Origin of the sequence: Enterobacter sp. MGH 33 (genome assembly GCF_000534535.1) — a bacterium.
GTDB lineage: Bacteria > Pseudomonadota > Gammaproteobacteria > Enterobacterales > Enterobacteriaceae > Enterobacter > Enterobacter hormaechei_C.
Genome location: NZ_KI973212.1, coordinates 1,526,211 through 1,538,978, shown reverse-complemented (window position 1 = coordinate 1,538,978; position 12,768 = coordinate 1,526,211). Strand labels below are relative to the sequence as shown.

Genomic DNA, 12,768 nt, shown 5'->3' with positions numbered 1-12,768 from the left:
GGTTTTTGTAGGCCGGGTAAGGCGAAGCCGCCACCCGGCATAAAGAGATTTCCCATGCCACATCTTTCCACCCGCGTGCTTCAGGGTCTGCTGACTCTCCTGCTCACGCTGTTCGGGCTACTGCTGGTCACGTTTGCGCTCTCTGCCTTTTCCCCGGTCGATCGCGTATTGCAGATCGTCGGCGATCACGCCAGCCAGTCCACTTACGATCAGGTTCGCCACCAGCTTGGGCTGGATCGGCCCCTGCCGGTGCAGTTCTTGCACTACCTGCAAAACCTCGCTCACGGGGATTTAGGCACCGCCAGCGCTACCGGTCAGCCGGTATTGCAGGACCTGCTGCACGCCTTTCCCGCCACGCTGGAACTGGCAACGCTGGCGCTAATTATCGGCACGGTACTCGGCGTGATTGCGGGTGTACTGTGCGCCCGCTACGCCGGTTCGCCACTGGACTTAGCGATCAGAACGCTCACCCTGCTCGGCAATTCGGTGCCAATATTCTGGCTCGGACTGCTGATGCTGGCTCTGTTCTACGCGAAACTACAGTGGAGCGCTGGCCCCGGCAGGCTGGACGACATCTGGCAATTCACCGTCGAGCCACGAACCGGATTTGCGCTGGTTGATACCTGGCTTTCCGGCGACCGCGAGGCGTTCCGCAACGCCATCAGCCACCTGGTGCTGCCGGTGCTGCTGCTGGCCTACTACTCGCTGGCAAGTATCACCCGCCTGACGCGCTCCGCCTGTCTGAGCGAGATGAACAAAGAGTACATATTGCTCGCCCGCGCCAAGGGCGCTGGAGAGATGACCATCCTGCTGCGTCACGTGCTGCCGAACATTCGGAGTACCCTGCTGACGGTGATTGCCCTGGCCTACACCAGCATGCTGGAGGGCGCGGTATTAACCGAAACCGTCTTCTCGTGGCCGGGCATCGGGCGCTACCTCACCACGGCCCTGTTCGCCGGTGACACCACCGCCGTGATGGGCGGCACGCTGCTGATTGGCGTCTGCTTTGTTCTGATCAATAACCTTACCGACCTGCTTGTGCGGGCGACCGATCCCAGGGTGCGCTAATGCCGTTTTATCTCTTCTTACGCCGCCTGCGCCGCTCCCCTGCCGCGTTTTGCGGGCTGATCGCCATCGCGCTGCTGGTGCTTATTGCCCTGTTCGCACCGTGGCTTGCGCCGCATGACCCCAACTGGCAGGACGCCGCCGCGCGTCTGCAACCGCCCAACGCGCAGCACTGGCTGGGTACCGATAGCTATGGGCGGGATCTGCTCTCCCGATTAATCTACGGCACCCGTCCGGCACTGGGGCTGGTGGCCTTAGTCACCGTTATTACCCTCCCCGCCGGTCTGCTGGTTGGGATTTTGTCAGGCTACTACGGCGGCTGGATGGAGCGCATCCTGATGCGCTTTACCGACGTGGTGATGTCGATGCCGCGCCTGATCCTCGCCTTCGCGTTTGTCGCGATGCTCGGCCCCGGTCTGGTGAACGGCGCGCTGGCGCTGGCCTTAACGACCTGGCCTGCCTATGCGCGCCAGGCGCGCAGTGAAATCCAGCGTCTGCGCCACAGCGATTATCTGGCCGCCGCGGAGATGATGGGCATTCGCGGCCCGCGCCTGCTGGTCGGCCATATTCTGCCCCTGTGCCTGCCCTCCGCGATTGTACGGCTGGCGCTGGATCTGGCCGGGATCATTCTGGCCGCCGCCGGGCTGGGCTTCCTTGGCCTGGGCGCACGTCCACCGATGGCGGAATGGGGCGCGATGATAGCCGACGGCATGCAGGTCATTTTTGACCAGTGGTGGATTGCCGCCATTCCAGGTGGGGCGATTCTGTTTGCCAGCCTGGCCTTTAACCTGCTGGGCGATGGCCTGCGCGACGTACTGGAGCCACAGCATGACTGAACACCGCGTCATTGTCGATGCGCTAAATATCGACTACCCCGCCGCGCGCGTGGTCAACAACCTGAGCTTTACGTTAGGCAACGAGCGGCTGGCGCTGGTGGGAGAATCCGGCTCCGGCAAGTCCATGTCTGCCCGCGCCCTGCTGGGGCTGGTGCGCAAGCCCGGCATCGTGAGCGCTAAGCGGCTTAACGTGCTTGGCAACGACCTGCTGACCCTGAACAGCCGCCGCTGGCAGGCGCTGCGCGGCAACGGCATTGCGATGGTTCTACAGGACCCGCGCTACGCGCTAAACCCGGTGAAAACCGTCGCCGCCCAGCTTGATGAGGCGCTGACCCTCCATCAGCGCCTGCCCCGCGCCGAACGCCTGGCGCGCATTCACGATATCATCCGCGCCGTGGGGCTGAACGAGCACGTGCTCCAGCGCTATCCCAGCGAACTCTCCGGCGGCATGGGCCAGCGCGTGATGATCGCCATTGCGCTCGTCAACAACCCGCAGGTGCTGATCGCCGACGAACCGACTTCCGCGCTGGACGCACGCCTGCGCAACCAGATCCTGGAGCTGCTGGTACAGCAGTGCGAGGCGCGGCAGATGGCGATGCTGTTAATCAGCCACGATTTGCCGCTCGTCGCGGAACACTGTGACCGCGTGCTGGTGATGTATCAGGGTGAGAAAGTTGATGAAATGGCGGCGAGCCAGTTGCCGCAGGCAACCCATCCTTACACGCGCACGCTCTGGACCTGCCGCCCGAACGCCGGGACGTTTGGCCAGATGCTGCCGACGCTCGACCGTTCGCAACCGTGGAAGGAGGCCGACAATGGCACTCGTTGAGGTTAACCAGCTCCGGGTGAGTTTTGGTGAAAAAACGGCGGTTTCCGCCGCCAGTTTTGCGATCGAAAAAGGCGAAACCTTCAGCCTGATCGGTGAATCCGGCTGCGGCAAATCGACTATTCTGCGCGTGCTGGCGGGGCTGCTGCGCGAGTGGAATGGCCACATTTCCGTCCTCGGGGAAAATTTACGGCCAGGACGACGTTTTGAAGGCGCGCTTCGACGTAACGTGCAGATGGTGTTCCAGGATCCGTGGGCGTCTTTGCACCCGAACCACACCATTGCCCGCACCCTGTCGGAGCCGTTAAACATCCACGGCGAACCCCAGGTTGCCGAAAAGGTGGCGGATGCGCTGCAACAGGTGGGTCTGGCTGCCGACGCCAGCAGGCGTTACCCGCATCAGCTTTCCGGCGGACAGCGTCAGCGCGTGGCCATTGCCCGCGCGCTGCTGCTGCGCCCGCAGCTTCTGCTGCTGGATGAACCGACCTCGGCGCTGGATATGTCGGTACAGGCGGAGATCCTGAACCTGCTCAACCGCCTGAAGGCGCAGCACGGCATGACCTACCTGCTGGTGAGCCACGATGCGGACGTGATTGCGCATATGTCCGACCGGGCGGCATTTATGGCGCACGGGAAGATCCAGCGGGTATTTGACCGTGAAGCAATGTTGCGGGGGGAGCACAGGATGGGGTAAACCGTGCGGCGGCGAGTGCCGCACGCATTTCGTAGGCCGGGTAAGGCGTAGCCGCCACCCGGCAAAACGTTACTTCAGCAGCTTCACCGTGGCATCGATGTCGATCTCATCTTCAGTGAAGATCAGCGTCGTGTTCTGGAAGGTAGTGATCGCCAGCTTCTTCACCGTGCGCATTTCGCCCGGCTTTTTCTCGGTTTTGGGTTTGATGCTGTTCATCAGCAGCCCCACCGACAGCACCGCATTCTCTTTGTCGATTTTGGTCTCAACGGGCTCTTCCTCGCTGAACACCACGAAGGATTTAATTGAGGTGAGCTTCACGCGCTCGCCCGCAATATAAAGATGCTTACTCTCCGGGATCACCTTCACCGCATACGCGGAAAGGCCTTTGCTGTTGGTGGTTGGCTCGAAGGTCACCGCCGCATCTTTCTTAATCAGATCAGGGTTGGCGACCTTAATCACATGAAAATAGCGGTTGTCGCCGTTTTCATCTTTGATAAATCCAAAGCCTTTATCTTTAAACCACGTTGTGATTGTACCGTTCATCGCTGTTACCGCCTGTCAGATCTCAAGACTAAAGTTTTGCAGCGCGCAGTGTAATGCACAATGGCTGACGAGACAAAAAAAAGCCCCTGCACGGGAGCAGGGGAAAGTTCATGTCAGAGCTTTTTGGTATTGTGTATTTAGTTGAACACCATCCCACCATCAATCAGCAGCGACTGACCGGTCATGTAGTCGGAATCCGGCCCGGCGAGGTAAGAGACGCAGGCGGCCACGTCTTCCGGTTCGGACAAACGGCCAAGCGTGATGCGTTTGGCAAAGGTTTCCGTCCCGTAGCCAAGCGGTTTACCCGCCGCCTCGGAGACCTGACGGTCGATTTCCGCCCACATCGGCGTTTTGACGATCCCCGGGCAGTAGGCGTTAACAGTGATCCCCAGCGGCGCGAGATCCCGCGCGGCGGTCTGGGTTAAGCCACGCACCGCGAACTTGCTGGAGCTGTAGACCGCCAGCTCCGGGTTGCCGGTGTGGCCCGCCTGAGAGCAGGCGTTGATAATTTTGCCGCCGTGCCCCTCTTTACGAAACGCGTCAATCGCGGCCTGAATGCCCCAGATCACCCCTTTCACGTTGATGTTGTAGACCTTGTCGACAATCTCCGGCGTGATGGATTCGATGGGCGTGGACGGCGCCACCCCGGCGTTATTGACGATGACGTTAAAACCGCCCAGCGCGGTGCGGGCTTTTTCCACCGCCGCGAACACCTGCTCGCGGTCAGAGACGTCCACCTTCACGGCGACGGCCTTCCCGCCGTTACGGGTGATCTCATCCGCGACCGCTTTCGCCGTCTCTTCGTTGTAATCCGCAATAGCAACGGCAAAACCATCCTTCACCAGGCGAAGCGCGATCGCTTTGCCAATCCCCTGACCGGAGCCGGTTACGAGAGCCACTTTTTGCATTTCTCTGTCCTTATATTGATTCACAAAATCTGGCTGAGATGGAGCTGGCCCATCAGCAGCGGGTTATCGCTGTAGTCGACGGGAATGGCCACCACGGCCGGGCCATCGACATCCATTGCCGCACGCAGCGTCGGCTCAAGCGCGTCCGCGCTCTCGACGGCAAAGCCTTTCGCACCGAACGCGTCGGCATAGGCTTTGAAATCGACCGGGCCGAACTCGACGCCGGAAAGCCTCTGGTATTTTTTCTCTTCCTGGATGGCCACCATGTTGTAGGCGTTATCCACCCAGATGATGTGCAGCACGTTGGCGTTCAGGCGTACGGCGGTTTCCAGCTCCATGCTCGACTGCAAAAAGCCGCCGTCCCCGGAGACCGAGACCACCTTGCGCCCCGGGTTGACCAGCCACGCGCCAATCGCCCACGGCAGCGCCACGCCCATGGTCTGCTGACCGTTGGAGATCATCACCTGACGCGCCCGGAAGCTGTAGAGGTAGCGGGCGATCCAGATGTGGAAGCTGCCCATGTCGACGGTGAGCGTTACGTCGTTATTCACGATGTCCTGCATGGCGCGCACAATGCGCAGCGGATGCAGGGCAAACTGGTTAAGCGATGCGCCGCGACGGTCGAGGAGGTCCCGCTGATGCTGGCGATCGACAAGAATTTCCGAGGCGCGCTGGCTGAGTTCAAGTTTGTGCTCGATTCGACTGGCAAGCAGATTCAGCGTGGCGGCAATATCCCCGACCAGTTCCAGATCGGGAACATACTTGCGCTCCTCATAAGCGGGCAGCACGTCAATGTGCACCAGCGTGGCGTCGCCGCTGTTCCACATGGACGGCTCGTACTCCACCGGGCTGTAGCCGATGCAGATAATCAGGTCCGCCAGATGCAGCAGCCGGTCGCCCGCCTGGTTGTTAAAGAGGCCGACGCGTCCGGCGAAGCGGGTGAAGTGTTCCTGATTCACCGCCCCGGCGGCCTGATAGGTGCTGGTGACCGGAATACGGCTTCTCTCCAGCAGCTTATGCAGCGCGGCGCTGTTGGCGGGCTGGCTGGCCATAAGGCCGAGTAAGATGACCGGGTTTTTGGCCTTCGCGATAAGCTTCGCCACGTCGTTGATGGCTGACTCCGGCGCCGGGCCCATCAGCGCCGCGGTGCTGGCGGGTAAAATCGCCCCCGTGGTGGGCTGGTCGACAATATCCTGCGGCAGGCTGACAAACGCCCCGCCCGGCCTGCCCTGCTCGGCAGCGCGAAACGCGTTCGACACCACCTCGGCAATCGCGTCCGGTGAATTAACTTCGACGGCGTATTTGGTGACCGGGCTGAACATGGCGACGGTATCCATGCTCTGGTGCACCAGTTTCGCTTTATCTGCCCGCTTCACCGCCCCGCCCAGCGCCACCACCGGGTCACCTTCGCTGTTGGCGGTGGCGATGCCGGTGATCAGGTTGGAGCAGCCCGGCCCGGAGGTGACCAGCGCGACCCCGGCCTTACCGGTTAGCCGCCCTACCGCTGCCGCCATAAACGCCGCGTTCGCCTCGTGACGCACCGGGATAATCTCGATGGAGGAGTCCAGCAGGGAGTCAAAGACCTTGTCGATTTTTGCGCCCGGTATGCCGAACACCTGCTTCACACCCTGCGCTTCCAGCTGGCCGACAACCATATCGGCGCCGTGCGCCCACTGACGTGACTGTTTCTCACTGTTCACGGTAGTTCTCCTGTTAGTTTTCGACGGCGCGGATAGCCGCATCAAGGTTGCTGGGGTGCAGGTTGGCCTGTAAAAACGCGCTGTCGGCGGGCAGGTCAATCATCAGCTTGTGGATTTCGCCGAAGGTGAGCACGCCGTTCTCCAGCTGATAGTCGAGCAGGTGGCCCCCGCCCTGACGGTCGTCGGTGATAAAGTGTTCGTGATAGCCCGCCACGTTAATGCCCTGCATATGCTGCGGGGTGCGGAACCCGACCAGTACGCCCTCGCGCTGGTTAAAGCGGAACACCGGCTGGTCATCCAGCACGTCGGTCATCGCCCGGTACGGCGGTGTCTGGCGCGGTACGGTGCGGGTGTGCGCGTGGCGGAAATTGCCGTCGATGCGCAGCGCGCAGAACAGGTTATCGGAGGGGATTTGCTTGTCGATCACGTCGTGGATCTGCTGACGGCTGACCGGCCCGTCGAAGGCCTTGCGGTACTGCGGCTGGAACCAGGTCATCACCGCGAACGGCGTTTTTTGCTCCGGCTTCGCGGCGCGGGCGCTGCCGTCGGCGCGCAGCTGGTACACCTGGCTGCTGAAGGCAATCATTTCACCGTCCAGCTCGTTAAAGGTACCGAGACCAAAATCACCGTGTGCCAGCAGGTCGGCGATGGTCGTCTCCCCTTCGTAGACGCCGCTTAGCAGGGCGCTCATTAGCGATGTCTGATAGATCACGCTGTCAGGATGCTGAGCCGAGAACCCACGCAGGGTCTCGCATAAACTCGCCTCACAGTCGCATGCAGATGAATGCATCATCATGCCCGTCCTCTTCAACTTTATTTATAAAGGTTAAATAAATGTTGACCCGATTCAGCAGAGAGTTCCAATATAGAATCCATGCTGGTTTGAGACGTTTTTGATATGGAACTTCGTTATCTGCGCTATTTTGTCGCGGTAGCACGCGAGCGACACTTCACCAGGGCGGCCAAAGCGCTGGGTATTTCACAGCCTCCTCTGAGTCAGCAGATCAAACGGCTCGAAGAGGAAGTGGGCACGCCGCTGTTCAGGCGCCTGACGCGGGGCGTGGAGCTGACCGAAGCGGGAGAGGCCTTCTATGAGGACGCCTGTAAGATCCTGGCGCTGAGCGATGCCGCGCTGGAGAAAGCCCGGGGCATCGCGCGCGGGCTGAACGGCAGCCTGTCGATTGGCATCACCAGTTCAGATGCTTTTCATCCCAAAATCTTCGCCCTGATTCGCCAGTTTCAGGTGCAGAACATGGCTGTGCAGGTTCACCAGGTGGAAGCCAATATGTCGTCGCTGACGACGATGCTGGCGGAGGGTGAGCTGGATATCGCCTTTGTGCGCCTGCCGTGCGAAAGCAGTAAGGTGTTCGAATTAAAAATCCTCGATCGGGAGCCGATGGTGGTGGCGCTGCATCGCGATCATCCTCTGGCGGCATGTGGCGATCTGGCGCTGGATGAGCTGCGGGATACGCCGGTGGTGCTGTTCCCCCAGGAGGTAGCACCGGGGCTGTATGACCGCGTTTACGGCAGCTGCGAGCGGGCCGGGATCGATATGCAACACACGCTGCAATCCTCACAACTTTCCTCTTCCCTGAGCATGGTCTCCGCTGGCGGCGGGTTCGCGCTGGTGCCGAAATCCATGGCCGCTATTTCTCCGCCGAATGTCACCTACCATGCGCTGCGCTCACCGGAGCTTTATACCGATATCGCGCTCTGCTGGCGGCGTTTTGAGCGTTCGCGGACGGTGAAGCGGTTTCTGGCGATGATGAGCGAGGGGTAGCTACGGTGTGGCTGTGCCCGGCGGCGCTGCGCTTGCGCGGGCCTACGGTTCGTGTCGCGGATAGGTTGGCTGGTTGGCGGTTTTGTAGGCCGGGTAAGGCGCAGCCGCCACCCGGCAATGCCCTTTGGAAGCCGCCTCGCAAACTTTTAAGCAACCTTATGTAATTCAGGGGCATCCCTTTTCATCCCTTCTCCGCGGTCGTAAAGTGCCTGCGTTGCGGCACATCCGTAACCGGGCGTAGGAACCCGTTAGCATGACATGACATTTTTTTTGGACAACGAGGATGCTAAATGGCGACTACCCCTGGATTTTCATACGTACACGCTGAAGAAAGCGCTGTTCATCACCTTCTTCACCTGCAACTTCCCGATTCTGCGGATCTCTTTGAACTGGCTGGCACCTGTGCGGCGTACGTGAGCGTACTGGTGGAAACGGACGATGCGGTGACATTTTCCACGCTCTGTAAGCAACTGCTGGCAGCGCTGAAGCGGCTGCGGGAATGCTGCGATGCCGAACTGCCTTCGTATCTGGTTGAACAGCTGATCGCAGGAGAAAAGAACGCCTCCTGCGTACCGGACTGCTGGCAGGATACGGCGTTGCAGGTGGACTATGCCATGGCGTTAACGCTGGCGGTGATGGGCGGGACGTTGCCTGTGAGCGTGGCGAAAGAACTCACCGGGCTGCTGCATGATATGGTCTGGCTGCTGGCGGAGTTTGTGAAGGAGCCTTATATAACGGCGCACTGAGGCGGGTGATGGGAGGCTGGAATACTGCTGGGTGATAAGCGGGATTTCGGCCTTTAGAAAATGCAATATTTCATTGTGAATGATTAGTTGATAATGAGAAGCAGAACTCTCTCTTATAACTCTAAGCTTGTTAATTTTATTTGTAGCGCCGCTATTTCTTGATTAATAACATTAAATCCCTCATCGATAGCACATCTAAGCTCTGCATCAATATTTTTTATTCCTTGCGCATAATCCACCATCACTTCAATTTTTGCAGCATGCAATCTTTCATACATATCTTTATCTTTATTATTATCAGCCATATCAAATAGAATTTTTTCGTAATCTACGACAAGCTGATTATTTCCTTTGAAGGACTGTATTAATGAGCGAGCATATGTGTAAATGTTAATTATTGAATCTCTTGCTTCATCATTCAGTTTTGCAATGATCTTTGCGTTTTGCTCGTAAAACGTAAAATTATCATCACCAACAGGGAAGTTAATAGGCAGTATTTTTCCCGGCCCAATGTTATCAATATGATTTTGCATTCTTTTATTATACAAAGTAATCAAAGTAAAAATCTCTCCTTTTATTCCTTTTAATACAGACAACTGCAACTCAAGGGAGTTCTTTTCAGCCTCTGCGCGAGTAATCTTTGCCTCGCGATCAACACCTCTAAGAGTAAACCAGCCTCCAACAACCGCGCCCATTAAAGCGATAATAAACGATGATAACCATTGAGGAAGGCTATTTAAAAAATCGCTAATCACGTTCAAAAAAGACATTATGGTTCATTCCTTAGTCTGTTTACGGTAAAATGGACATAATTATACATCAAAATAAATCTATAATTGAACTTAACTTTTTAAGTCTGTTGTAATAATGATAATAAAAGAAATTGAGCTCATCAGTTAATTCTACTACCAATCCACAATGTTTAAAGGACGCTTTTGGCATAAGCGACGTAACTATCATGGTATCTATCGTTAGCAAAAGAATAATCCACTACACTTTTTTTCAGCAAACAAATCCTGAATACGCTACGCAAATCACACAAATACTTCAGGCCAAGATACTTCTGGCACTTTAATGGCATACCACTCTAACTTAAAGTGCTCGCACTCAATGCAAAGCTCAATTGTCACGATCATGTAGAAACTGCATTTTCATCGAAGTTTCCGCATTGTCAACTCACCAACCACTATCTATAATGTTTCCATCTTGGCAACAAGGGGCAAGGATGCACATAGTCTCAAGAGCGCCTTTCGACACAGCGGCCAGACATTATCCCAATCAAGCACAAGCCCTGGACGATCTTTACCGGGTACTAAAAAAGGAACACTACCCCTCACCAGACGAGATGCGAAAGCGCTTTCCCAGCCTGGACCGGATGAAATACCGGGAAAAATGGTGGGTCATTGATGTGGGTGGCGGGCATCTAAGAGTAATGTTTTTTGCTGATTTTGAGCGGGGAAAGTTCTTCATCAAACACATCAGCACGCACGCAGAGTATGACAAGCTCACGGACTACTATCGGAGAACGAAAGAATGAATTATGCAGCAGCCATCAAAGCGGCAAACGCTCTGACAAACGAACTCCCTTTCCTGGGTTCAAGCCCGTCGCGGCAAGACTACGAGGATGCGCTGGCGCTGGTGGAGTATCTTATCGAGCACGACCCGGATAACCCGCTGGTAGAGATGCTTACTGCCAAAATCGATAAGTACGAAAACGAGTCCTCGGAGTTTGCAGAATTTAACGCGCGTATTGCCAGTATTCCGTCAGGCGTTGCGTTACTGCGAACGCTAATGGATCAGTACCAGCTCACTCAGAGCGACTTCGAGAACGAGATTGGTAAGAAGTCTCTGGTAAGTCGGATCCTGAACGGACAGCGCACGTTAACGCTGGATCATATGCGGGCGCTGGCGAAGCGTTTTGGTTTGCCGGTGAGCGCATTTGTGGGGAATTGATGCGAAAGCAGGCTCTATGTACCCAATCTGCGTTCTATTTGATTGATTAGCGATTAAAAATCTTAACAAACCAATCGCCCATATTTGCAAACCACGGTGAAATACTTCGGCTTTCATAATCCGCATCAACAAAAAAGTATCTATTTCATATCCCTGTTGCGCCAACATTGACGGCCTTTTTTATAAACGTTAACGTCCCGTCTGTTCTTTAACCGACTGTAATAGAAGAATTTATCAGGATTTTCTTAAAAGGAGTTTAAGCAAATGTCTATAACCGTTTATGTATGGTGCAAAAACGATGTCGGCGAGCGGGGAATAATGCGATGAAATATCCAATCGTCCTGCTGCTTTGTGCGCTCACCGTCCCAGCCATTGCAGCCAGCACTGACTGGCCATCAGCACTTCATGGAATCGCCTCAGGTGACACACACTGGATTGCGCAAGCCCCAACGCTGGCTGCCACGGCTGACGTCAGGCAGGCGCAACTGCTGGAGGATGCTTTGGCCGCAGCGCTCACAACAAACACCAGCGCCACACTGAAAGCGCTCCAGACCATTGACGCGGGAAAGTGGCCGCACATGGTTGGCAGCGATATCGTCTGCACGCCGCCTCTAGAGAAATCCCCCGCCGAAGTCGACGCGTTCTATCAGCGCACCCGCCGGGCGCTGCTGGATACGGTTGAGGGTGCTCAGTGCCTCTGGATCCTGGAAGCAACAATGGAAGAGCTAAAAGCAGAGAAAGCCCGTCAGGGTAAGTAAGAGAGTTACCCGGTGCACAACGGCCGGGTCTTTCCTTCTCGCCAGCCCCTGGCTCACCCCGGCCCCTCACTCCCCGCCGCCAGCAGCGGCACCACCACATCGCTGATGGGCACCGCAATCCCGTGCCTGCGGCCATAGCGCTGGATCACGCCGTTGCGGATATCCCACTCCATCGGGCGATCCGCCTGACGATCGGCAAGGATCGACGTGCCCAAATCCACTGGCGCGCGCTGGAAGTTCGCCAGGATCTCCTCCGCCACCGCATCATCCAGCTTCGCCCCTTCGGCGCGGGCGACGGTCAGCCCCTCGCGCAGGTAGGCCAGCGCCAGCTCGCTGATATCTTCGCGCCTGAACATTCCGGCGCGGCGATTGGCCAGCACCATCAGCCCGGCGACCGCGTTTTGCAGCAGCTTGCGCCAGGCGACGGTGGCGAAATCTGTCGAGAGCTCAACGTCACAGCGCGTCCCGCGAAGCGCCTCCACCACCCGCTGCGCCTGCGGCACGTCCGGTAACGTCAGGCGCGGTTTAGCCCGCAGCCAGACAGAGGCGTCCGGCTCGCGCTGCGCAGGGAACCACACCACCGACGGCAGCACCGTTGCGCCATTGACCAAAGGCGCAAGCTGGGCTTTCTGCTCCACGCCGTTTTGCAGCGCGCAGACTACGGTGTTTTCATCGCACAGGGCGCGCAGCCAACCGGCGCTGTCGGCATTTTGCGTCGTTTTTACCGCCAAAAAAACGAGGTCAACGGGGCGCGTAATGACGCTCGGATCGGTGAGTACCGGACCGGGCACCACAATTTCACCCTCATCGTGACGCAGGCGCAGTTCCGGATGCGCGGTGCGACCACACAGCAGCGGCGTGCGGCCCGCTTCATGCAGCACCGCGGCAATGGTGGTTCCAATCGCACCGGGTCCTGTCAGCGCAATGGTTGGATAGTCAGACATGGGTCACTCCCCTTT

15 protein-coding genes are annotated in these 12,768 nt (G+C 57.4%); 9 read left to right on the top strand and 6 right to left on the bottom strand.

Annotation, left to right across the window (positions count from 1 at the left end; translation table 11 throughout):
• The first annotated feature begins 54 nt into the window (after positions 1 to 54).
• Genes L379_RS16625 through L379_RS16640 form a run of 4 tightly spaced genes read left to right on the top strand, consistent with a single transcriptional unit; the run spans position 55 to position 3,421 of the window.
• The gene (locus L379_RS16625; protein ID WP_032652907.1) at positions 55 to 1,068 is read left to right on the top strand and encodes an ABC transporter permease; all 1,014 of its coding nucleotides are present in this window, start codon (positions 55 to 57) and stop codon (positions 1,066 to 1,068) included.
• On the top strand, positions 1,068 to 1,901 hold the full coding sequence (locus L379_RS16630) for an ABC transporter permease (RefSeq protein WP_015571190.1): 834 nt from the start codon (positions 1,068 to 1,070) through the stop codon (positions 1,899 to 1,901). The genes L379_RS16625 and L379_RS16630 overlap by 1 nt, the downstream gene beginning before the upstream one ends.
• Positions 1,894 to 2,730 (top strand): ABC transporter ATP-binding protein, encoded by an 837-nt coding sequence (locus L379_RS16635; protein WP_032652905.1) that lies wholly within the window; start codon positions 1,894 to 1,896, stop codon positions 2,728 to 2,730. Before L379_RS16630 ends, L379_RS16635 begins: the two co-directional genes overlap by 8 nt.
• Positions 2,717 to 3,421, top strand: coding sequence for an ABC transporter ATP-binding protein (locus L379_RS16640; protein WP_032652904.1), 705 nt, complete (start codon positions 2,717 to 2,719; stop codon positions 3,419 to 3,421). Before L379_RS16635 ends, L379_RS16640 begins: the two co-directional genes overlap by 14 nt.
• Before the next feature lie 69 nt (positions 3,422 to 3,490).
• Here L379_RS16640 and L379_RS16645 read toward each other — a convergent pair whose 3' ends face one another.
• The 4 genes from L379_RS16645 to budA all read right to left on the bottom strand — a co-directional run bounded on the left by L379_RS16645 (position 3,491) and on the right by budA (position 7,365).
• Positions 3,491 to 3,964 (bottom strand): cold-shock protein, encoded by a 474-nt coding sequence (locus tag L379_RS16645; RefSeq protein ID WP_015571193.1) that lies wholly within the window; start codon positions 3,962 to 3,964, stop codon positions 3,491 to 3,493.
• Between the two features lie 137 nt (positions 3,965 to 4,101).
• A complete protein-coding gene (locus tag L379_RS16650) occupies positions 4,102 to 4,872 on the bottom strand; it encodes a (S)-acetoin forming diacetyl reductase (RefSeq protein ID WP_003858846.1) in 771 nt (256 codons plus the stop codon).
• 20 nt (positions 4,873 to 4,892) lie between these two features.
• Positions 4,893 to 6,614: an acetolactate synthase AlsS gene (gene alsS, locus L379_RS16655; protein WP_152818972.1), complete on the bottom strand. Its 1,722-nt coding sequence runs from the start codon at positions 6,612 to 6,614 to the stop codon at positions 4,893 to 4,895.
• A complete protein-coding gene (budA, locus tag L379_RS16660; RefSeq protein WP_026094386.1) occupies positions 6,586 to 7,365 on the bottom strand; it encodes an acetolactate decarboxylase in 780 nt (259 codons plus the stop codon). The genes alsS and budA overlap by 29 nt, the downstream gene beginning before the upstream one ends.
• 105 nt (positions 7,366 to 7,470) lie before the next feature.
• On the opposite strand from budA, the gene L379_RS16665 reads away from it, so the two are divergent.
• Together L379_RS16665 and L379_RS16670 are read left to right on the top strand one after the other, a co-directional pair.
• The gene (locus tag L379_RS16665) at positions 7,471 to 8,352 is read left to right on the top strand and encodes a LysR family transcriptional regulator (RefSeq protein WP_003858850.1); all 882 of its coding nucleotides are present in this window, start codon (positions 7,471 to 7,473) and stop codon (positions 8,350 to 8,352) included.
• Between the two features lie 290 nt (positions 8,353 to 8,642).
• The gene (locus L379_RS16670; protein WP_032652902.1) at positions 8,643 to 9,098 is read left to right on the top strand and encodes a hypothetical protein; all 456 of its coding nucleotides are present in this window, start codon (positions 8,643 to 8,645) and stop codon (positions 9,096 to 9,098) included.
• Between the two features lie 113 nt (positions 9,099 to 9,211).
• On the opposite strand, the gene L379_RS26260 is transcribed toward L379_RS16670, so the two are convergent.
• Entirely contained in the window at positions 9,212 to 9,868 is a 657-nt protein-coding gene (locus L379_RS26260) for a hypothetical protein (RefSeq protein ID WP_080473509.1), read from the bottom strand.
• A 455-nt stretch (positions 9,869 to 10,323) separates the two neighbouring features.
• Here L379_RS26260 and L379_RS0123930 point away from each other — a divergent pair, with 455 nt between their 5' ends.
• The 3 genes from L379_RS0123930 (at position 10,324) to L379_RS16680 (ending at position 11,809) form a co-directional block, all read left to right on the top strand.
• The gene (locus tag L379_RS0123930) at positions 10,324 to 10,635 is read left to right on the top strand and encodes a type II toxin-antitoxin system HigB family toxin (protein WP_022650547.1); all 312 of its coding nucleotides are present in this window, start codon (positions 10,324 to 10,326) and stop codon (positions 10,633 to 10,635) included.
• Positions 10,632 to 11,051 (top strand): helix-turn-helix domain-containing protein, encoded by a 420-nt coding sequence (locus L379_RS16675; RefSeq protein ID WP_032652900.1) that lies wholly within the window; start codon positions 10,632 to 10,634, stop codon positions 11,049 to 11,051. Before L379_RS0123930 ends, L379_RS16675 begins: the two co-directional genes overlap by 4 nt.
• Positions 11,052 to 11,374: 323 nt before the next feature.
• On the top strand, positions 11,375 to 11,809 hold the full coding sequence (locus tag L379_RS16680) for a hypothetical protein (protein WP_032652897.1): 435 nt from the start codon (positions 11,375 to 11,377) through the stop codon (positions 11,807 to 11,809).
• A gap of 53 nt (positions 11,810 to 11,862) precedes the next feature.
• Here L379_RS16680 and L379_RS16685 read toward each other — a convergent pair whose 3' ends face one another.
• Complete coding sequence (locus L379_RS16685; protein WP_032652895.1) at positions 11,863 to 12,753, bottom strand: oxidoreductase; 891 nt, start codon at positions 12,751 to 12,753, stop codon at positions 11,863 to 11,865.
• Between the last annotated feature and the right edge of the window lie 15 nt (positions 12,754 to 12,768).

Bases quoted from the DNA above. Each gene is read 5' to 3' on its own strand.
- budA (WP_026094386.1), bottom strand. From the start codon at position 7,365: ATGATGCATTCATCTGCATGCGACTGTGAGGCGAGTTTATGCGAGACC.
- L379_RS16650 (WP_003858846.1), bottom strand. From the start codon at position 4,872: ATGCAAAAAGTGGCTCTCGTAACCGGCTCCGGTCAGGGGATTGGCAAA.
- L379_RS16625 (WP_032652907.1), top strand. From the start codon at position 55: ATGCCACATCTTTCCACCCGCGTGCTTCAGGGTCTGCTGACTCTCCTG.
- L379_RS26260 (WP_080473509.1), bottom strand. From the start codon at position 9,868: ATGTCTTTTTTGAACGTGATTAGCGATTTTTTAAATAGCCTTCCTCAA.
- alsS (WP_152818972.1), bottom strand. From the start codon at position 6,614: ATGCGGCTATCCGCGCCGTCGAAAACTAACAGGAGAACTACCGTGAAC.
- L379_RS16675 (WP_032652900.1), top strand. From the start codon at position 10,632: ATGAATTATGCAGCAGCCATCAAAGCGGCAAACGCTCTGACAAACGAA.
- L379_RS16680 (WP_032652897.1), top strand. From the start codon at position 11,375: ATGAAATATCCAATCGTCCTGCTGCTTTGTGCGCTCACCGTCCCAGCC.
- L379_RS16665 (WP_003858850.1), top strand. From the start codon at position 7,471: ATGGAACTTCGTTATCTGCGCTATTTTGTCGCGGTAGCACGCGAGCGA.
- L379_RS16670 (WP_032652902.1), top strand. From the start codon at position 8,643: ATGGCGACTACCCCTGGATTTTCATACGTACACGCTGAAGAAAGCGCT.
- L379_RS16635 (WP_032652905.1), top strand. From the start codon at position 1,894: ATGACTGAACACCGCGTCATTGTCGATGCGCTAAATATCGACTACCCC.
- L379_RS16685 (WP_032652895.1), bottom strand. From the start codon at position 12,753: ATGTCTGACTATCCAACCATTGCGCTGACAGGACCCGGTGCGATTGGA.
- L379_RS16645 (WP_015571193.1), bottom strand. From the start codon at position 3,964: ATGAACGGTACAATCACAACGTGGTTTAAAGATAAAGGCTTTGGATTT.
- L379_RS16630 (WP_015571190.1), top strand. From the start codon at position 1,068: ATGCCGTTTTATCTCTTCTTACGCCGCCTGCGCCGCTCCCCTGCCGCG.
- L379_RS16640 (WP_032652904.1), top strand. From the start codon at position 2,717: ATGGCACTCGTTGAGGTTAACCAGCTCCGGGTGAGTTTTGGTGAAAAA.
- L379_RS0123930 (WP_022650547.1), top strand. From the start codon at position 10,324: ATGCACATAGTCTCAAGAGCGCCTTTCGACACAGCGGCCAGACATTAT.